Origin of the sequence: Actinomadura spongiicola, from assembly GCF_003432485.1 — a bacterium.
In the GTDB taxonomy this organism is placed as follows: Bacteria; Actinomycetota; Actinomycetes; order Streptosporangiales; family Streptosporangiaceae; genus Spirillospora; species Spirillospora spongiicola.
The window spans coordinates 190,953-209,723 of sequence record NZ_QVNQ01000006.1; the positions used below are offsets into that span (position 1 = coordinate 190,953).

The 18,771-nt window shown below is 69.6% G+C and carries 16 protein-coding genes; 9 read left to right on the forward strand and 7 right to left on the reverse strand.

What is annotated here, in order from left to right:
• Position 1: 1 nt before the first annotated feature.
• The 4 genes from D0T12_RS20650 to D0T12_RS20670 are packed head-to-tail and all read left to right on the forward strand — an operon-like array spanning position 2 to position 4,150.
• A complete protein-coding gene (locus D0T12_RS20650; protein ID WP_117401293.1) occupies positions 2-439 on the forward strand; it encodes a GPW/gp25 family protein in 438 nt (145 codons plus the stop codon).
• Positions 439-2,391 (forward strand): putative baseplate assembly protein, encoded by a 1,953-nt coding sequence (locus D0T12_RS20655; protein ID WP_117401294.1) that lies wholly within the window; start codon positions 439-441, stop codon positions 2,389-2,391. The genes D0T12_RS20650 and D0T12_RS20655 overlap by 1 nt, the downstream gene beginning before the upstream one ends.
• Positions 2,388-2,939, forward strand: a complete 552-nt coding sequence (locus D0T12_RS20660) for a phage tail protein (protein ID WP_117401295.1) — start codon at positions 2,388-2,390, stop codon at positions 2,937-2,939. The genes D0T12_RS20655 and D0T12_RS20660 overlap by 4 nt, the downstream gene beginning before the upstream one ends.
• Positions 2,936-4,150 (forward strand): NADase-type glycan-binding domain-containing protein, encoded by a 1,215-nt coding sequence (locus D0T12_RS20670; protein ID WP_147339565.1) that lies wholly within the window; start codon positions 2,936-2,938, stop codon positions 4,148-4,150. Before D0T12_RS20660 ends, D0T12_RS20670 begins: the two co-directional genes overlap by 4 nt.
• Before the next feature lie 74 nt (positions 4,151-4,224).
• On the opposite strand, the gene D0T12_RS20675 is transcribed toward D0T12_RS20670, so the two are convergent.
• The 5 genes from D0T12_RS20675 to D0T12_RS20695 all read right to left on the reverse strand — a co-directional run bounded on the left by D0T12_RS20675 (position 4,225) and on the right by D0T12_RS20695 (position 8,760).
• Complete coding sequence (locus D0T12_RS20675) at positions 4,225-4,809, reverse strand: hypothetical protein (RefSeq protein WP_117401298.1); 585 nt, start codon at positions 4,807-4,809, stop codon at positions 4,225-4,227.
• A complete protein-coding gene (locus D0T12_RS20680; RefSeq protein WP_117401299.1) occupies positions 4,806-5,024 on the reverse strand; it encodes a hypothetical protein in 219 nt (72 codons plus the stop codon). The genes D0T12_RS20675 and D0T12_RS20680 overlap by 4 nt, the downstream gene beginning before the upstream one ends.
• Positions 5,025-5,363: 339 nt before the next feature.
• On the reverse strand, positions 5,364-6,329 hold the full coding sequence (locus tag D0T12_RS20685) for a hypothetical protein (protein ID WP_117401300.1): 966 nt from the start codon (positions 6,327-6,329) through the stop codon (positions 5,364-5,366).
• 344 nt (positions 6,330-6,673) lie between these two features.
• Positions 6,674-7,582 carry a DUF5753 domain-containing protein gene (locus D0T12_RS20690; protein ID WP_199487589.1) on the reverse strand — a complete coding sequence of 303 codons (909 nt, stop codon included), beginning with the start codon at positions 7,580-7,582 and terminating at the stop codon, positions 6,674-6,676.
• Between the two features lie 362 nt (positions 7,583-7,944).
• On the reverse strand, positions 7,945-8,760 hold the full coding sequence (locus tag D0T12_RS20695; RefSeq protein WP_233526190.1) for an SAM-dependent methyltransferase: 816 nt from the start codon (positions 8,758-8,760) through the stop codon (positions 7,945-7,947).
• A 285-nt stretch (positions 8,761-9,045) separates the two neighbouring features.
• On the opposite strand from D0T12_RS20695, the gene D0T12_RS20700 reads away from it, so the two are divergent.
• The gene (locus tag D0T12_RS20700) at positions 9,046-10,074 is read left to right on the forward strand and encodes a LacI family DNA-binding transcriptional regulator (RefSeq protein WP_117401302.1); all 1,029 of its coding nucleotides are present in this window, start codon (positions 9,046-9,048) and stop codon (positions 10,072-10,074) included.
• 94 nt (positions 10,075-10,168) lie between these two features.
• Here the strand turns inward: D0T12_RS20700 and D0T12_RS20705 are convergent, their stop codons facing one another.
• Complete coding sequence (locus tag D0T12_RS20705) at positions 10,169-10,633, reverse strand: cupin domain-containing protein (protein WP_117401303.1); 465 nt, start codon at positions 10,631-10,633, stop codon at positions 10,169-10,171.
• A gap of 251 nt (positions 10,634-10,884) precedes the next feature.
• On the opposite strand from D0T12_RS20705, the gene D0T12_RS20710 reads away from it, so the two are divergent.
• The 4 genes from D0T12_RS20710 (at position 10,885) to D0T12_RS20725 (ending at position 16,140) form a co-directional block, all read left to right on the forward strand.
• On the forward strand, positions 10,885-12,408 hold the full coding sequence (locus D0T12_RS20710; RefSeq protein WP_117401304.1) for an ABC transporter substrate-binding protein: 1,524 nt from the start codon (positions 10,885-10,887) through the stop codon (positions 12,406-12,408).
• Between the two features lie 132 nt (positions 12,409-12,540).
• Entirely contained in the window at positions 12,541-13,461 is a 921-nt protein-coding gene (locus D0T12_RS20715; protein WP_233526191.1) for an ABC transporter permease, read from the forward strand.
• A gap of 8 nt (positions 13,462-13,469) precedes the next feature.
• Positions 13,470-14,360 (forward strand): ABC transporter permease, encoded by an 891-nt coding sequence (locus tag D0T12_RS20720; RefSeq protein WP_117401595.1) that lies wholly within the window; start codon positions 13,470-13,472, stop codon positions 14,358-14,360.
• 1 nt (position 14,361) lies between these two features.
• Positions 14,362-16,140 (forward strand): dipeptide ABC transporter ATP-binding protein, encoded by a 1,779-nt coding sequence (locus D0T12_RS20725; RefSeq protein WP_117401306.1) that lies wholly within the window; start codon positions 14,362-14,364, stop codon positions 16,138-16,140.
• A gap of 96 nt (positions 16,141-16,236) precedes the next feature.
• Here D0T12_RS20725 and D0T12_RS20730 read toward each other — a convergent pair whose 3' ends face one another.
• Positions 16,237-18,699, reverse strand: a complete 2,463-nt coding sequence (locus D0T12_RS20730) for a M28 family peptidase (RefSeq protein ID WP_199487590.1) — start codon at positions 18,697-18,699, stop codon at positions 16,237-16,239.
• Positions 18,700-18,771: the final 72 nt, after the last annotated feature.

Below are 18,771 nucleotides of genomic sequence, written 5' to 3' on the forward strand. Positions count from 1 at the left end.
GATGGGCGAACAGTTCGTCGGCGCGGGATGGGGATTTCCGCTGCGGGTCAGCGCGTCCGGCGGGATCGTGCTGGTCACCGGGGAACGGGAGATCGAGGAGGCGATCCGGCTGGTGCTGGCGACGGCGCCGGGCGAGCGCCCGGTCCGGCCGGAGTTCGGCTGCGCGATCCACGACCTGGTGTTCGCGCCCGCCAACGAGGAGACCGCGGGCCGTATCGCCTACGAGGTGCGCGCCAGCCTGGACCGCTGGGAGCCGCGCATCGACGTCTCCGACGTGCGGGTGAGCACGTCGCCCGATGACGGCGCGGTGCTGTTCGTCGACGTCACCTACGAGATCCGCGGTACCAACAACCCGCGCAACCTGGTCTTCCCGTTCTACGTGATCCCGTCGCACGACGACCCGTCGGAACCCGGCCCGTCCCCCGAGAGCGGAACCTGATGACCCTGCCCGCGCCCAACCTCGACGATCGGCGTTTCCAGCAGTTCGTCGACGACGCCAAGCGCTACATCCAGCAGCGCTGCCCCGAGTGGACCGACCACAACGTCTCCGACCCGGGCGTGACGCTGATCGAGGCCGTCGCGCACATGGTCGACCAGCTCGTCTACCGGCTCAACCGGGTGCCGGAGAAGAACCATGTCGCGTTCCTCGACCTGCTCGGCATCACGCTGCTGCCGCCCGCCGCGGCCCGCTCGGACGTGACGTTCTGGCTGTCGGCGCCGCAGGAGCAGGACGTGCTTCTGCCCACCGGCGTGGAGGTCGCGAGCGAACGCACCGAACACGAGGAGGCCATCGTGTTCACCACCGAACGCGACCTGCGGATCGTGCCGTGCGAGTTGACGGCGATCGCCGTGCAGCCGGAGGGGAGACCCGCGGTCGACCACACCGCCGACGTCCAGGGCGGGGAGGACTTCGCCTGCTTCTCCGCCGTGCCCCGTCCGGGGGACGTGCTGGCGTTCGGGCTGTCGGCGGCGGTCCCGTCCTGCGCGGTGCTGCTCACGCTGGACAGCCGGGTCGACGGCGTCGGCGTCGACCCCCGGCAGCCGCCGCTGCGCTGGGAGGCGTGGACCGGTGAGGGCTGGCGGTGGTGCGAGGTCGAGTCCGACGGCACCGGCGGGCTGAACCGGCCGGGCGAGGTGATCCTGCACGTCCCGGACGGGCACGTGAAGTCCCGGCTGGGCACCCGGGAGGCCGCGTGGCTGCGCTGCCGGGTGACCGATCCGCAGTCCGGGCAGCCGTTCTACTCGGTGTCGCCGACCGTCCGATCCGCCGAGGCCGCCACGATCGGCGGCACGACCGGCGCGGTCCACGCCGAGACGATCCTGGACGAGATGCTCGGCGAGGCCGCGGGAGTGCCGGGGGAGCGGTTCCGGACCGAGCACGCCCCCGTGGTGGCCGGAGACCCGCCGCTGGTGCTGGAGTCGTCCGACGGCGATGGCTGGGAGGAATGGCAGGTCGTCGAGCATTTCTCCGTGTCCAGGCCCACCGACCCGCATTTCCGGCTCGACGCGGCGACGGGCGAGATCTCCTTCGGCCCTGCCGTCCGCACCCCGGACGGGAGGCTCCAGCAGCACGGCGCCGTCCCGGCCAAGGGCGCGGTGCTGCGCGCGAGCCGCTACCGGACGGGCGGCGGCCGCGCCGGGAACGTGGCGCGCGGGGCGTTGAGCGTGCTGCGCACCTCGATCCCGTACGTCGCGCGGGTGGAGAACCGGGAGGCGGCCCGCGGCGGCGTCGACGCCGAGACGCTGGAGGAGGCCAAGGTCCGCGCCCCGATCGCGTTGCGCGCCCAGGACCGGGCGGTGACCCCCCGCGACTACGAGGAGCTGGCCCGCCGCGCCGCGCCGGACGCCGCCCGCATCCGCTGCCTGCCCGTGGACGGTTCCGGCGCGGGCGCCGTGCGCGTCCTGGTGGTGCCGCAGGCGGTCGCCGACCCGGGCGGCCGGTTGCGGTTCGAGCAGCTCGTGCCGGGCGACGACCTGCTGCGCCGGGTCACCCGGCACCTGGACGAACGGCGCCCGATCGGGATCAGGCTGGCCGTTGGCCCGCCGTTCTACCAGGGCGTCACCGTGGTCTCCACGCTGCACGCGTTCGGCGGCACCGAGGCCGAACGCGTCCGCCTCGCCGCGCTGGACGCCCTGTACGCCCACCTCGACCCGCTGACCGGCGGCGCGGACGGCCGGGGCTGGCCGTTCGGGCGGCCGCTGCAGTCGGGCGAGGTCTTCGCCGTCCTGCAGCGGGTGCCTGGGGTGGAGCTCGTCGACGAGGTGCGGCTGCACGCCGCCGACCCGCTGACCGGCAAGCGCGGCGAACCCGTCGACCGGATCGACCTGGACGCCACCGCCCTGGTGTTCTCCTACGACCACAAGGTCCGGGTCCTGGGTGGCGCGTCATGAGAGGCGCCGTCGACGGCCTGCTCTCGCCGCTGCCGCTAGGCCCGGCGCTGCCGTCGGTGTTCGCGGAGGACGACCTGATCCAGCGGTACGTGACCGGTCTCGACGACCTGTTCGCCCCGCTGCTGTCGGTGCTGGACTGCCTGGAGGCGTACTTCTCACCGGACCTCGCCCCCATGGACTTCGTCGGCTGGCTCGCCGGATGGGTCGGCGCGGAGCTGCACGGTGAGGAGTCCGAGCGGCAGGCCCGCGGCGCGGTCGCGGCGGCGACGGCGCTGCACCGGATGCGCGGCACCCGCCGCGGGCTGGCCGCCGCCGTCCGGATGGGATTCGGGGTGACGCCCGAGATCGCCGAGAGCGGCGGCGCGGCCTGGTCGGAACGGCCGCGCGGCGAGTTCCCGGGCGACCGGGAACCGCGCCTCGAAGTGTTCGTGAGGGTCCCCGACCCCTCCACGGTGGACGTGCGGAGACTGGACGCCCTGGTCGGCGCCGTCCGTCCCGCCCATGTCCCCTACGCCGTACACGTTGTGAAGAAAGGGGCCGAGCAGTGACGACGGCCGGAATCTGCGGGAACTGCGGGGCCACCCATCAGGGCGGCTCGTTCTGTGACCGTTGCGGCGCGGTGCTGAGCTGGGCGAAGTCCGAGGACCCCGCCCGGCCCACCGCGTCCTCCACCCATCCCGACCCGGTACCCGGGCCGCCGCCCCCCGACCGGGTACCCGGGCCTCCGAACCCGGCGCCCGCGCCGCCCACGGCACCGCCCCCGCCCGCGGTGTCCTCGGAGCCGCCGCCCACGGCGATCCCCGGGCAGGAGCCCGGGGACGTGCGGGTCTTCCCGCAGCCGGGACGGCGGCCCGCCGGGGACGAGCGGGCCCGGCGGCTGGTGATCCCGGTCGCTCCCGAGAACCCGGCCGCCGCCGTGGCCGGCCCCGCTCCCGTGCTGCCCGGCCGTCCGGAACCCGCCAGGCCGCAGGTGCGGCGCGCCGAGCGCGCCGACTGGTCCGGGGGCATCCCCTGCCCGTGGTGCGACACCCCGAACCCGCCCGGCCGGAACTTCTGCCGCCAGTGCGCGATGGCGCTGTCGGCGGCGGACAAGGACGGGTACCGCACCCGCACCTGGTGGCAGCGGCTCTTCGGCGGTGACGTCCACCGGGAGGCGCCCTGGGCGGGGGAGCGGCCGAGGCTGCGCCGCGGTGGCCGTGCCCGCCTGCTGTCCTGGGCCGCGCTGGTCCTGCTCGCCGTGCCGCTGGTCTGGACGGCGGCGGTGAGGACTGATGACGCGGTCAACGGGGTCGTCGACCATTTCGTCAAGCGGGCGCCCGCGCCGACGAGCGCGGCGAAGGCGTCGCACACCGACCCCAAGCACGGGCCCAAGTTCGCGTTCGACGCGCTCAAGAACACCTTCTGGGGCACCGGTCACGGCGGCGGCGGGCAGGGCATCTTCCTGGAGGCGACGTTCGCGCAGCCCCGCCGCCTGCTCAACGTGATCATCACTTCGGGGATGTCGACGCAGCCGGACAAGTACGCCACGCAGGCCCGTCCGCAGGTCCTGCACGCGACCGTGTTCTCCTCCGACGGCAGCAGCAGGACCACGACGCTGCAACTCGACGACGTCCCCGGCCCGCAGAAGCGGAAACTTCGCGGTGATAACGTCGTCCGGGTCCGGCTGACGATCCGTTCCGCCTACGGCGTCGCGGACGACCGGCAGGTCTGCATAGCCGAGGTCGAGTTCTTCACCCGGTCCACCGCCAAGACGCTCTGACTCCGAGGGGAGGACGGTCGCCCGGGGGCGTGCCTCGTCGACGGCGCCGACCATCCGAAGGCTTGGTCATCGCCTCACGAGCCGGACGGGATGTAGGTCCAGGCGTGGGTGCGGGTTTCCTTGACGTCCACGCAGGTCGCGGTGAAGTCCTTCGAGTCGATCAGGCGGTATCCCGTGGCGGTCCGGTAGACCGAATCGGAGATGATCAGCCCGAAGTCGGCGGTGCTCTCCTTCAACTGCCGCTTGAAGGTCTCCGCCTCCAAAAGGCGGAAGAGCAGGTTGACGGCCTCCCCGGTCACGCCGTAAGGGTCCTGGTGCACATAGCCGTCGTTGAGCGCCATGCGTAGCTGGAGCTCGTGTTGCGGATCGATGACGCTCCGGTTGTGGCGCCTGATTCCGGCGAGGGTCTCCCGTAGGAGGGGCGTCAGCAGCGTTTCCAGACCCGCCGAGTTGAGGATCATGAAGATGCCGTCGCCGCGGTCCTCGTGCCGGATCGCGCGCCAGCGGACACCGGCCGCCTCGCACGCGTTCTGCGTGATCGTGTACAGGGCCTGACGGACGGCGATCTTCGCGGCCTCGTCGCGCCGGGAGAATCCGGGGATGTCGTTGGCGACCAGCAGGCGATGGCGCGGCTTGGCCTCGATGAGGTTCTCGTTCAAAGGGCACCTGCTGTTTTCGTGAGTGGTTCGGCGAACGGGTCGTCCCAGAACTCGACGAGTTCCTCGGCGCTGAGCTCGTGCAGTAACGGCCGGCGGTCGATGAGCCGGCCCGTCCTGAGCATCCACACGGTCGTCAATGCCATCGCCAGCGCGGACTCGTCCGCGCACCGGGGACCGGTGTCGTCGGCGGGCACCTCGTTCTCCCGGTCGAACACTCGATTACCGCATGGCCGTGAACGAGACCGGAAAGCGCAATGGGCCGCACGGCGAACGGTGGTCCTGAGTGGCATCAACGAATTTCTCCAGCATGGTCTCGCCCATCGGGAGTTCAGCGACGCGACGAACTATTCCGTGCTGCTCGTGACCGTCGCTCATGCTTCACCGACAATGGTCGATCGGCGGACGAGAATTAACGTCCGCGGACGGCGGTGAACGCCGGTGAACGCTCGTGAACGATCGCGTATGCCCGCGAACGAACGACAACGCCGCCGACTTGTAGTGATATGTCCGTATGTGCACGCCGTGCCGGGGTCGGGGGGCGCGAACCGGGCCCGTCAGCGCGGCTCGTCGCCCTCCGCCGCGACGGGGACCGCCCTGAGAGCGGCCTGCTGGACGCAGGACAGGAAGAACTCCAGCGCCGCCTCATGCCCGCAGGCCTCGGCCCGGCGGGCCAGCTCCTTGGCGCGGGCACGGGCATCGTGGACGTCGATGCTCCGGCCGGGTTCGGGAACCAGGTCGGCGGCCGCGGGATGCCGAGCGGCGGTGGCGCTGACCAGCCAAGACTGGGCCCGTGCACAGTGATCCGGGTCGAGGGCCAGAGCGACGGCGAGCTGGTAGAGGGCCTCGCGGTCCCCGATCCTGGCATGCTCGGCGAGGACGAGGCCGTAGTCGCCATGGGCGACGAGCGCGGCCGACTCGTCGGGCGTCAGATGCACCGGATCGGCGCGGCGGGCGGTGCCCGGCGGAACCGGCGACGACGCCGACGGCATCACCGACAGCCGACTCCCGCCTTCCATTGGGCCGGGCGCGACGTCCGGTGCGGTGGTGCCCCCGCTGCCGGGGGGTTCGGTCGTGCCGGTGGCGGTCGAGGAGGTGTCGGTGTCCTGCCGTCCACCGTGCCGGGGGAGCGGCGGCTCGGGCCGGTTCTGCCGCTTGGCCTCGCGGAGCCGCGCCTGCCAGGCCTCCAGAACGCATTCCCAGTCGTGCGGGGTGCCGGTCTCCGGGTCGGATCTGATGCTGCCGTTCTCCACCGCGCAGCGCAGATAGGCGAGAACGACCACGGCGACCAACCGGGCCGACGGCGGGGTGCCCTTGGAACCGGTGAAGAACTGGCTCACGGCCGAACGTGACAGGCTGTCCGGCAGGCTCTCACGACCATGCTTGAGCGGGAATAACTCTTCCAGCCGCTCGACGTTGTGGATGACACTGGAGGAGTCGGGCTCACCACAGTCGGTGCGGAACTGCCGGAAATCCTCGAAGATGTTCTCATGCCCTGCGGGATAAAATGGCCGATGAGTCATGTCGTCCCGATCGGTAGCACTGTCGTATCGCCTGGTGGGGTTCCGCTGCCGGGCGGATGTCACATGGTGAAGGGCACCGGTTACGCGGGGCGCTCGTCACAGGTGAGCGGTACGGCCGCCGCTACGGGTTTCACGGTGCGGCGCACTGCGCACGTCGTGGGCGTGACCAACCGAGTCAACACGCCTCCCTCGCCAGATCCGGCTACGACCGACCGATCGGACACCGCTCATGGGTGCCGCCGGGACTCCGCGGTCGGACGCGTCCGCGTGGACCGCTGACGTCCACCCTGACATGGGGTGAGGCGTGACGTCTGTGCCATATGACACCTTACGATGTCATTTGATCACAGCGCGTCGATCATTTGGCCCAGGACGACCTCGGTCCGCTCGGGGGGCAAAGCCTGCGTCCCCAGAAGGTTCATCACGTGACGGTAGAAGTCGCCGTCACCGGGCCGGCGCGGATACACGGCGTTGCCGAGCTGCTCCAGGAAGACGAGATCGGCCAGTTCGGACTCGCGCCACCGCAGCAGGGTGATCGGTCCGGCCAGCGCCGGATGTCCCCCATGGGCGAACGGCAGGATCTGGACGGTGATGTGCGGTAACGCGCACATTGCGCGCACATGCTTCAGTTGGGCGCGCATCGTTCCCGTCCCGCCCACGGGCCGGCGCAGTGCCGCCTCGTCGATGACCGCCCAGAGTCGCGTGGGCGGATCCTGGTGAAGGATCCGCTGGCGTCGTATCCGCAACCGCACCCGGGACTCGATCTGCCTCTCGTCGGCCCCGCCGGACAGCAGCCTGATCTGGGCGCGTGCGTACTCCGGGGTCTGGAGCAGGTCCGGAACCGCCTGGACGCTGTAGGTCCGGACGATCGCCGCCGTCTGTTCGGCGCCCAGGTACGGCAGGAACCACGCGGGGATCACCATGCGGAAGGGCTGCCACCAGCCGGGACGATGCGTGTGGCGGGCCATCTCCACCAGGGCGACGCGGGTGCCGTGCTCCTCGACCTCGTAGAGGTCGCACAGCGCCACCACGTCGACGAGCCGAGAGCCGGTCAGGCCCAGTTCCATGCTCACCAGCCGGGCTTCGGAGCCGACCACCTCGGCCGCGTGGAGCCTGTCCAACCCGCGTTGCCTGCGCAGCCGCCGCAGCCGGGCCCCCAACAGCAGCCGCGGCATCGTCGGCCCCGGCGCCTTGTCGGCGCTCATCTGATCCGACAGTTGGGCGATGAGCAGGCCCCCCGGCGCCACGGTCACTCGTCCTCCCTCGCACGTGCCACTACGGCCGCATCGGCGGCGCGCCGCCACTTCTCCCACGTTTCGAGTGAGGTGTGGGACGCGTGGTTCTCATTCCCGGCCGTACCGGTTCGCGCCTCTCCCTCCAGCGCCATAGAAGTACAACCCGCGAAACCGGCCCGGACGGTTTTACGGCCGGGGGATGAATACCATCAGGCATCCTTCTCCCCGCCAGAGGCCTCGCGTCTACCGGGCCCCCGATCGCCGACCGGTGAGGTTTCGCATGACCTGCCGATGATGGCGTGCCCGCGCCGTTGTGCGCAAGGAACAGTCAAGGCCATAAGGGGCCACGGAAAAAGTCATCCGGATGTCGGCCGACCCGATCAGGGTTTGCGTGCCACCCCGCAGTACTGATCGGACTCGGCCGGTTCACCGAACGGCAGCGCCTCGGGACGCCAGCGCGTGCACGACACGACTCCGGGCTCGACCAATTCCAGCCCTGTGAACAGGGCCTCGATCTGTTCCGGACTACGGTGGATTCCCGGTGGCTTCCCGAACCGGTTCCATTGGCGGATCGCCTCGGCCATCCTCTCTCCGGTGACCTCGATCGTGGGGTGGGCGATGGCCAGGTGGCTGCCGGGCGCCGTCTCGTCCATCAGCCGACCGATGATCCGGAGGGCCTCCCGGTCGTCGGTGATGTGCCACGCCACGCCCAGCATGGTGACCGCGACGGGCCGGGAGAAGTCCAGGGTGTCGTGCGCGCCCCGCAGGATCGTCTCCGGGTCGTACATGTCGGCGTCGAGGTAGGCGGTCCTTCCCTCGGGGGTGCTGGTCAGCAGTGCCCGCGCGTGCGCGAGGACCAGAGGGTCGTTGTCGACGTACACGATTCGCGATTCGGGAGCGAGACGCTGCGCCACCTCATGGGTGTTGTCGACGGTCGGCAGGCCCGTTCCGATATCAAGGAACTGCCGAATTCCCTGTCCGATGAAATACTCGACGACCCGCTTCAGGAACCGGCGATCCGCGCGGGCCTGTTCGACGATGTCGGGAAGCACCTCGGCGATCTGGTCGCCCAACCGGCGATCGACGGGATAGTTCTCCTTACCGCCCAGCCAGTAATCCCATATCCTCGCCGAATGTGACACCGATGTGTCGATGCTCGGGGTCGACTGTAAATCTGGTGCACGTGATTCGTCCACGACGAACGTCCTCCGGTGTCGCCGAGTGCGCCTCATCGTATATCTTCCCCGGCGGGAACTGAACCCCTCGCCGTGGAAATCTGTTCCGAGCATCACCGGTAGTGAACAATCGCACCATTATCCGCCGATGTCGGATCGCCAGATCGCTCATTCGGCATAACATCTCGCACACGTTCAACCACCGACTCCGTGGTAGGCAGCCGTCCCGCGTACCCTTGGGGGGAGTGGGCGACCACGTCGGCGGCGGCTTGGGTCGAGATCCGAAACCAGAGGTGGCTACGGAAAGTGGCGGGAAGCAGGGGCGGGAAGCCCGATGGCGCGGCGCGTCCCGCACGCAGGCCCACGCTTCTCGACGTCGGGCGCCTCGCCGGGACGTCGACGGCCGTCGTCAGCTATGTCCTCAACGGCGGACCCCGCCCGGTGTCGGACAAGACACGGGTGAAGGTCGAGGAAGCCATTCAGATGCTCGGCTACCGGCGCAATCCTCTCGCCGGTGCGTTGAGCGGTGGCCGATCCAATCTCGTCGGCCTGCTGGTACCCGACACGGCGAACGCCTTCTTCGGTGAGCTGTCCCGCCATATCGAGGCCGAGGGGCGCCGCCGGGGGCTGCTCACCCTGCTCGGCAACATCGGCTATCGCACGTCGCTCGGGGACGAGTACAGCGAGGCCTTCTCCGAACTGCGGCCACGCGGCATCTTCGTGACGACCGGCGAGGAGCCCCGGCAGGGGGACGAGACGCCCCGGGTCTACGTGCAGTGGGCCGCTCCCGACACCACCTCCCCGAGCGTGCTCTTCAACGACTTCGAGGGCGCGAGGCTCGCCGTCGAACACCTGCTCCGGCATGGCTACGACGACATCCACTGCGTGGCCGGAGAGATCGAGGCGGGACCGGCGGTGGGCCGCGAAGGGGGCTGGCGCCGCGCCATGGAGGATGCGGGGCTTCCCACGGCAGGCGGGCTCGTCCGGGTCCCCTTCGACCGGGTCGAGGCGGAGCGGGCGGTACGGCCGGTGCTGGAGAACCCGAACCGACCCCGGGCGATCTACGCGACGACGGACGAGCAGGCGTTCGTGACGATCCGCGCGGCGGCGAACCTGGGGCTGCGGGTCCCCGACGACCTCGCGGTCGTGGGCTTCGACGGCGTCCGGGAGGCGCGGCTCGGCAGCCTTCCGCTCACCACCATCAGCCTCCCGCTCCAACAACTCGCGGTCCGCGCCTTCGACGTCCTGGAGGAGACCTACTACGAAGGCGAAGGATCGGTGCCGTCCGTCGTCCTGGACGGCGAGATCAGCATCGGCGTGACGTGCGGGTGCTGAGGACGTCCCGGTCGTGACCGCCGCCGGGCGTGGCGGCGCTCGCGCGGCCGCCCCGCCGGGTCCACTGCGGCGGGGCGGTGTCCTGGGGTGTGCTTTACGGCGCGGGTTCGTACTCGTCGGACTTGTAGATCGGGCTCAATGACAGGGCGCTGAAACGGAACGGCCGGTCGACACGGTTGAACCCGAGCGGGCAGTGCCGGATGCCCGCGGGGATGTAGACCGAGCCGCTCGTCGTGATCGTGTGACGCACGCCCTCGATGTCGAGGTAGATCTCCGCCCCGAGGTCGTCCACGTCGTCCGGGTTGTTGCCGTGCCAGATCAGGACCTCGTCATAGTCGTGCTCGTGCTCCTTCACCCAGAGCACGGGACCGTCACACTCCCTGATCCACGTATAGGTCAGATGGATCTTGCTCTGCGGCACCTCCTTCGCCCGCATGAGGGCGAGGGCCTCGCCCACGTTGTCCGGTTCGTCGACACCGGCGGCGGCTCCCTCGTTGACGAGGTCGCCGAGGCAGTTCTGCATCTTCCTGACGAAGAGATGCTCGTACGGACTGGGCATCGGCCCTCCATCTTCCTGGGGATCTGCTAGGCGAACTGCCGCGAGCGTAACAGCTCTAATCGATTAGACGAACCGGGGGAGTCCGACCAAGAGATTCAGAACACCCTCTTCCCTCCAGGTCAGATGGAGTCGTACTCTGTGGCGAAGCTCGTCCAGCCCTGGACTACGGAGTCAGTTCTAAACGATTAGATTCCTTCGCTTCGAACGGGAGTTGCCCGGTGTTCCGCAGACCCCCACGTTCCGTGCCCGGCATGCCGGCCGGACGTCTTCCCCTCAGGACTCTCGCCGTGGCGACCGGCTTCGCGCTGACCGCGGCCACGATCGCGGGCTGCGCCCCCTCGGAACCGGCGCGGGACGGTCGGGGCGGCACGCTCCGCATCGCCGCGGCCACCGACGCGGGCGAGACCCTGAACCCCTACGCGAGCAACCAGACGCCCACCCAGCAACTTCGCAGCTCCCTGCTCTACGAGGGCCTCACCCACCTCGACGCCACCGGGAAGTTCGAGTGGCGCCTCGCGACCGCCATGACCCCGAACAAGGACCTCACCGAGTGGACGATCAAGCTCCGTCCCGGGGTCACGTTCACGGACGGGAGCGCGTTCACCGCCGCCGACGTGGTGGCGAGCATCAAGTACCTGCGTGACCCCGAGCACGCCGTCCAGGGGCTCGCGCTCATCGAGATGATCGACGCGGCCCGGGTCGAAGCGGTCGACGAGCTGACCGTCCGCGTCGGCCTGACCAGGCCTTTCGGTCCCTTCAAGGACATCTGGGCGAACGTCTTCCTCCCGATGACCAAGGCTGGCTCGGCGCCCGCGAAGCCGATCGGCACCGGGCCGTTCGCCGTGACGTCCTTCGCCGCCGGGCGGCAGTCGAAGCTGGCGCGACACGACGGCTACTGGGGGGCCAAGCCCAAGCTCAAGGCGGTCGACATCGTCGAATACCAGAGCCAGCAGGCCCAGGCGAACGCGCTTCTCTCCGACGAGGTCGATATCGCCTCAAGCGCGACCCCGGCCATCGCGAAGTCGCTCGCGGGCAAGAACGGCATCGAACTGCTCGACAGCAAGGGCGACTTCACGCTCCGGATCGGCTTCAACACGACTGTGGCGCCGTTCGGTGACGTCCGCGTGCGGCAGGCGCTGCGCCTCCTCATCGACCGGCGGCAGGTGGTGTCCAATGCCTTCGGGGGGTACGCGCGACCGGCGAACGACCACGAGGCGGGAACGCCGCAATGCCCGGCCCCGAACGTTCCTCAGCGTGAGCAGGACATCGATCGGGCGAAGAGACTGCTCGCCGAGGCGGGTCAGAGCGATCTGGCGTTCTCGGTGGCGACCGACGGGCTCCTGCCCGGCATGAAGGAACTGGCCCAGGTCTTCTCCGAGAACGCCGCGAAGGCCGGGGTGAAGGTCGACGTCAACGTCGTCCCGCCCCAGCAGTTCCTCTCGAAGTGGGGCAAGTGGCCGGTGTACATCGACTTCAACACGCTTCCCTACCTGCCCTACGTGATCACCTCACTGCTGCCCGACCGCGTCGCGAACGCCGCCCACTGGAAGAACCCCGAGTTCAGCAGGCTCGCCGACGAACTGTTCGCGGCGAGCGACGAGGAGCAGTGCTCGATCATGAACAGGATGCACGGAATCGAGTACGCGGAAGGCCCGATGATCACGCCCGCGTTCGTCAACGTCCTGCTGCCCTACAACGGCAGGGTCCGTGGTCTGGTGCCGGACGTGAGCGGTCGCCCGCTCTCCTTCCTGTCGAACGTGACCGTCGGACGTTGACCTTCACCCCATCTCCGGGGCGCCCTTCCGCACACTCGAACGACGAAGGTTGTCATGACTCGACTGGCGACGCGGACACGCGTTCTCAAGCACGGTTCACCCTCGGGTCGCGGCAGCGTGTTTCCGTGGCTGGTGCGCCGGCTTCTTTTCGGCGTGCTCGTCCTGTTCCTGGTCTCGGTGCTGGTGTTCTTCCTGACGCAGGCACTCCCGGGGGACGTGGCCCGGATCATTCTCGGAAAAGACGCGACGGCCGAGCAGGTGGCGCTGCTTCGACGGCAGCTCGGGCTCGACCGGCCGCTCGTCACCCAGTACTGGGACTGGCTCACCGGTGTGCTCACCGGGCGGATGGGGACGTCCCTTCAGAACGGCGAGCCGGTGGCCGACCTCGTGGGGCCGAGAATTCTCAACTCGTTCACGCTGGGCTTCGTGTCGATGGTCCTCATCGTCCCGCTCGCCGTGGTTCTCGGGGTCTTCAGCGCCCACAAACGCGACAGCGCGCTGGACAAGACCTTCGTCGCGGTGTCCTCGCTTTTCACCGCGCTTCCCGCCTTCGTCGTCGGAATGCTGCTCATCGCCTTCTTCGCCACGTCGGTTCTCGGGGTGCTCCCCGGAGTCTCGAACATTCCGCCGGGGGACATGCCCTGGTGGCATCCGGCGAAGCTCGTCCTTCCGGTCGCCTCGCTCACGCTTCTCGGAGTCATGTACCTGGGACGCCTGGTACGCGCATCGTTCCTCGACGCCATGGACAGCGAGTACGTCCAGACGGCGGTACTGAAGGGGCTCAGCGATCGCCGCATCCTGTTCGGGCACGCCTTGCCCAACGCGGTCGCGGCCAGCCTCCCGGCGGCGGGCCTCGTCGCCGCGATCACGATCACGGGCGTTGTCGTGGTCGAGGAGGTCTACTCGTATCCGGGGCTCGGAACGGCCGTGGTCAGCGCGGTGAACGCCCATGACCTGCCCGTCATGCAGATCTGCATTCTCATACTCGCGACCACCTACTACCTCTTCAACCTTCTCGCGGACGTCTTCGCGGTGATGACCAGGTCGCGGTGAAGGAGCACATGGTGACGACGAATCGGACGACCGGTCTTCCGCCATCAGCGCAGGAAGGCGGAGAAGGCGACCTTTCTCTGCTCGGCCGCGCGGCCCGCACCGGGCAGGCGCGCCTGGGCATCGCGCTTCTCACGATGGTCGGACTGGTGGTCGTGTTCGGGCACTTCTTCGCGCCCCACGCTCCCGACGCCATCGCCGGACGACCTTTGGAGGGGCCGGGGTCGCGGTTCCCGTTGGGGACCGACGTGCTCGGCCGGGACGTTCTGAGCCGCCTCCTCCACGGCGGACTCAGCCTTTCCTGGATGGCGGTTCTCGCCGCCGGTCTCGGCGTGTTCCTCGGCACTCTCGTCGGTCTCACCGCCGCCTACCGGGGCGGAGCCGTCGACACGCTGCTCATGCGCGCCATGGACGTGCTGTTGAGTTTTCCCGAGATCATCTTCGTGCTGGTATTCGTAGCCATGCTCGGCCGGAGCACGCTGCTGACCGCGGTCCTGGTCGGTGTGGCGTTCGCGCCCGGAGTCTCGCGGGTGATGCGCGGAGCGGCCCTTCCGGTGATCGGCAGCGAATACGTGCTGTGGGCGAAGGCGAACGGTCTTCCGGCGAGGCACATTCTCGTCCGGGAAGTCCTGCCCGGGGTGACCTCGCCGCTCATGGTGGAGGCCGGAATGCGTCTCGTCTGGGCGGTCGCCGCGATCGCCTCGCTGAGCTATCTCGGTTTCGGCATCGCGCCCCCGGCGGCGGACTGGGGCCTGATGGTCGGGGAGAACCAGGACGGGCTCGCGGTCGCCCCGCTTCCGGTACTGGCGCCGATCGCGCTGATTCTCATGATGGCGCTCGGCGGCAACCTGATCGCCGAGTCCGTGGCCCGAACGGTGGGCCGCACGGAAGGGAGGCGCTGACATGGTGACCGAGGTGGAGGTCTCCGATGTCACCGTGACGGTCGACGCCACGGGGAACGCAATCGTCCAGGACGTCGGTTTCACGCTCGGCCGGGGCCAGGTCATGGGGCTGGTCGGCGAGTCGGGGTCCGGCAAGAGCACTCTCGCGCTCGCCCTGCTGGGGTTCGCGCGGAAGGGCACGACGATCACGGGCGGACGGGTGGCCGTCGACGGCGTCGACCTGCTCACCCTGCCGGAACCGGAGTTGCGCCGCGCCCGGGGAGGCAGGGTCGCCCATGTGGCGCAGGACCCGGCGACCGCGCTGAACCCGAACCTGAGCCTTGCGACCCAGTTGACGGAGGGGCTCCCGCAGCCGAAACGCGAGGCGCTGTCGCGCGTCCGGAAACTGCTGGAGACCGTGGGGTTGCCCGCCGACGACGCGTTCCTCAAGCGCCGTCCCCGGCAGCTCTCCGGCGGACAGCAGCAGCGCGTCGCCATCGCGATGGCCATCGCGGCCGGTCCACGGCTCATCGTCCTCGACGAACCGACGACCGGGCTGGACGTGTCCACGCAGGCCCGTGTCCTCGATCTCGTGCGTGAGCTCTGCCGCGACCACGACATGGCGGCGATCTACGTCTCGCACGACCTCGCCGTCGTGGCCGACGTCGCCGACCACGTCACCGTGATGTACGGCGGGCAGGTGGTCGAGAGCGGCACCGACCGGGACGTTCTCGTCCGCGGCGCCCACCCGTACACCCGGGCGCTGCTGGCGGCCGTTCCGTCCGCGACGCGTCGGCACCGGCTCGTCCCCATTCCCGGGCGCGCCCCGAGCGTCGCCGACGAGGGCCGGCGGGGATGTGTGTTCGCGCCGCGCTGCGACCACGCCCTGGCGAAATGCCGGACGACCCGTCCCGAACTCGTCCCCGCCCCCTCGGGGACGCTGGCCCGATGCCTGCGCGTGGACGAGGTGGCACGCGAACCCCGTGTCCGGCCGCGCTCGCACCAGACGCGCGTGGCCGCCGATGGAGGACGGGAGGTGTTCTCGGTCTCCGGACTGAACGCCGGGTACGGCGGCAGGCAGATCCTCTTCGACGTGTCGTTCGGCCTCGTCCGGGGAGAGTGCCTCGCCCTCGTCGGCGAGTCGGGGAGCGGCAAGACCACGCTGTCGCGGTGCCTCGTCGGCCTCCATGAGGAGCAGGAAGGGACCCTGATGTTCGAGGGCCGACCGATTCCGCCCGAGGCGGGCAAGCGTGGCAAGGACACTCGCCGCGAGGTGCAGTACGTGTTCCAGAACCCCTTCGGCTCGCTCAATCCCCACCGCAGTGTGGAGAGCAGCCTGCTCGTGCCGTTGCGGCACTATTTCGGGATGGATGTCCGTGAGGGCAGGAAGCGGGTGGGGGAGGCGCTTGAGCGCGTGGAGATCTCCGCGAAGCTCGCTTCGCGTCGCCCCGCCGAACTGTCCGGAGGGCAGCGCCAGCGTGTCGCGATAGCGCGTGCACTCGTGTGCGAGCCGAAGCTTCTCATCTGCGACGAGGTGACCTCGGCGCTGGACGTCTCCGTGCAGGCGTCCGTGGTGGAACTGCTGCGCTCGCTCCTCGGTGACGGACTTTCGATGATCTTCGTGACGCACAACCTGGCGGTGGTGCGCAGCATCGCCGACGGCGTCGTCGTGCTGAACCGGGGACGAGTCGTCGAGTCGGGCGAGGCGGAGCCGGTGCTCACGGCGCCGTCCCACCCCTATACGCGGGAACTGATCGAGGCCACCCTCGACGTTCCGGACGCCTCCGGGCATGCCGTCTAGCGAAGCGCCCGGTCCGGCCTTCCTACCCCCTGCGGAGAAAGGCCGGACCGGGCAGGTTCTGGTCGGGGGACCGGGCGTCACCCGGTCCCCGGACGGCTAGGTTCTTCTCTTGCCGGAACCCGACTGGGCTCCCACGGCGACCTTCCACAGGGCGTGGGCGATCGCGTCGGAGCAGCGGTCGAGGGCGGTCGTGTTGATGTTGTTGGGGTAGTTGTCGCAGGCCTGGTGGTAGCACCGGTCGAACGCCTGGTTCGCGGTGCCGCCCCACTTCTGCGCCTGTGCGGCGGACTTGCGGGCGGGCGCGCCGGTGAACAGGAACGTCGTGGCGATTCCGGCGTCGCGGAACGACCCGTCGTCACTGCAGCACTCGGCGACCTCCTCCGTCGGCACGTTGATCGAGTCGAAGTGCTCCTTGAGGTTCTTCGCCAGCGGCGAGTTCAGGTTGTCGATGAAGTAGCCCGGGTTCGGCGAGCCGACCATGTCGAAGTTGAAGTAGCCCTTGATCTTCGACCGGTCGGCGGCGGACAGGCGGCTCACGTAGAACTTGGAGCCGCGCAGGCCCTGCTCCTCGTCCGTCCACCAGCCGAACCGGACGTGGTTCAGCATGGTGGGCTTGGCCTGGGCGAGTTGGAGCGCCGTCTCCAGCAGCGCCGCGGACCCGGTGCCGTTGTCGTTGATGCCCGGACCCGCCCCGACGCTGTCGAGATGGGCGCCGAACATGTAGACGTTGTTCTCGTTCCCGCCGGGCCAGTCGGCGATCAGGTTGGGCCCGGCCCCGGCGGTGCACCCGGACGTGCAGGCCTGGCGGGTCACGGTGAACCCGGCCGCCTTCAGCTTCTGCTCGATGTAGGAGACGGACCCGGTGTAGCCGCCGCCGGTGGAGCGACGGTTGCCGCCGTTGCTGCTGGCGATGCTCTGAAGCTGCTGCAGATGCGCCTTGACGTTCTCGACGTTGATGTCAGGAGCCGCCGCCACTTTTGGGGAACCGCCACCCAACACCGTGTAGCCGGTGTCCTTCGCGCCCGCGGTACAGGTCGGCTCACCGGACTGGGCGCCCAGCTGGACGGCGTCCCAGGCGGCCTTGACCTTGTTGTACGCGGCGCAGGTGCTGTCGAGGTTCTTCGCGGCGGTCAGCGTCATCACCCGGTACCGGGCGTAGCTGGTGCCGGACGTCTTGAGCATCATCGCGTTGTAGAAGATCTTCGCGGCTTCCATGACGCCGATGCCCGTCACCTGACCGCCCTGGCAGACCGGGCTGGTCGGCTTGCCGCCGCCCGGGTTGGAGCCCTCGGCGAGCAGGTAGAACCAGTGGTTGCCCGGCCCGGCCGCCTTGTGCACCTCCATCCGCGGCACGGACGAGGAGTAGCAGTTCGGGTCGTTGTTGACCTGCGACGGGTTGTACATGTTGCGGATCGGGCCACGGCCCACCAGGTCGACCAGCTCGCCGACCGTGTAGTCGGGGGTGTCGGCCGGGTTGTTGAGGACGTGCTCGGTGACCGCGCCCCACACGTCGCCGACGAACTCCTGGGTGCCGCCGCCGGACATGCCGCCGGGGGTGAAGTTGTCCAGCCCGTGGCCGAACTCGTGGTTCACCACGTCGGTCGAGGTGAGCCACTGGTTGCGCTGGTTGTGGCCGAACTGGGCGTCCCGGCCGTTCCAGTAGGCGTTGACCGCGTTGAGGCCGACCCTCGCCGGGGCCCACTGGCCGTTCTGGAGACCGGTGCGTCCGAAGGACTTCAGCAGGTCCCAGAAACCGGCGGCGGAGTACATGACGTCCACGCAGCCGGCTTCCTTGTCCGTCTTGGACGAGCTGCCCCAGACATCGTCGGGCCCGGTGTAGATGCCGCCGCTGTAGTCGGCGCACGTCAGACCGGGGCGGCCCGGGTCGCGCATGGTGTAGTTGCTGCCGGACTGGGTCGTCCCGAACTTCAGGTTCGGTCCGCCCCAGATGCCGGTGCCCGTGCCCGCGACGACGGTCTCCTGCTCGGCGAACCGCTTGCCGGTCAGGGCGTCGACGTACACCTTCTTCCGGCTCGGCTGGGCGTCGTCGCTTCCGGTGACGACCGTCTCCCACGCGAGCCTCGGCTTGCCCAGCGCGTGCACGACCAGGCGCGGCTTGAGCTCGGCCTTGTCGGGCTTGGTCAGCGCGGCGCGGGAGCGTCCGGCGGCGCCGGCCGCGTCGACCTTCGCCGTGGTGCCGACCCGGATCTGCTGGTTCTGCGCGACCGAGAGCGTGCGCACGCGGCCCTTGCCGTCGGTGGCGACCACGAAGTCGCCGCCGACCACGGGAAGTCCCTGGTAGGTGCGCTCGTAGGCGACGTAGTACTGGTCCCACGGGGTGCCGACGACCTGGGTGCGGATGTACTTCTCGTTCTCGCCGACGAACAGGTCGGCGGAGTTGTCGGCGATCAGCCGATCGGCCGACGCCATCGCGGCGACCTTGGGGTCGGCGTCGGGCTTCTTGCTGGTCTGCGTGGACGTCATGGCGGGGGGCGCCATGCCCGTGACCGCGAGCGCGGCGGCCACCGAGGCCACCAGGAACTGGTTTCTGCGTTTCACAGCCGCATGCCTCCATCGAGCGGGGGTGAGGCCGTCCCGCGGGGGACGGGACGGCGGCCGACGCGACGACGG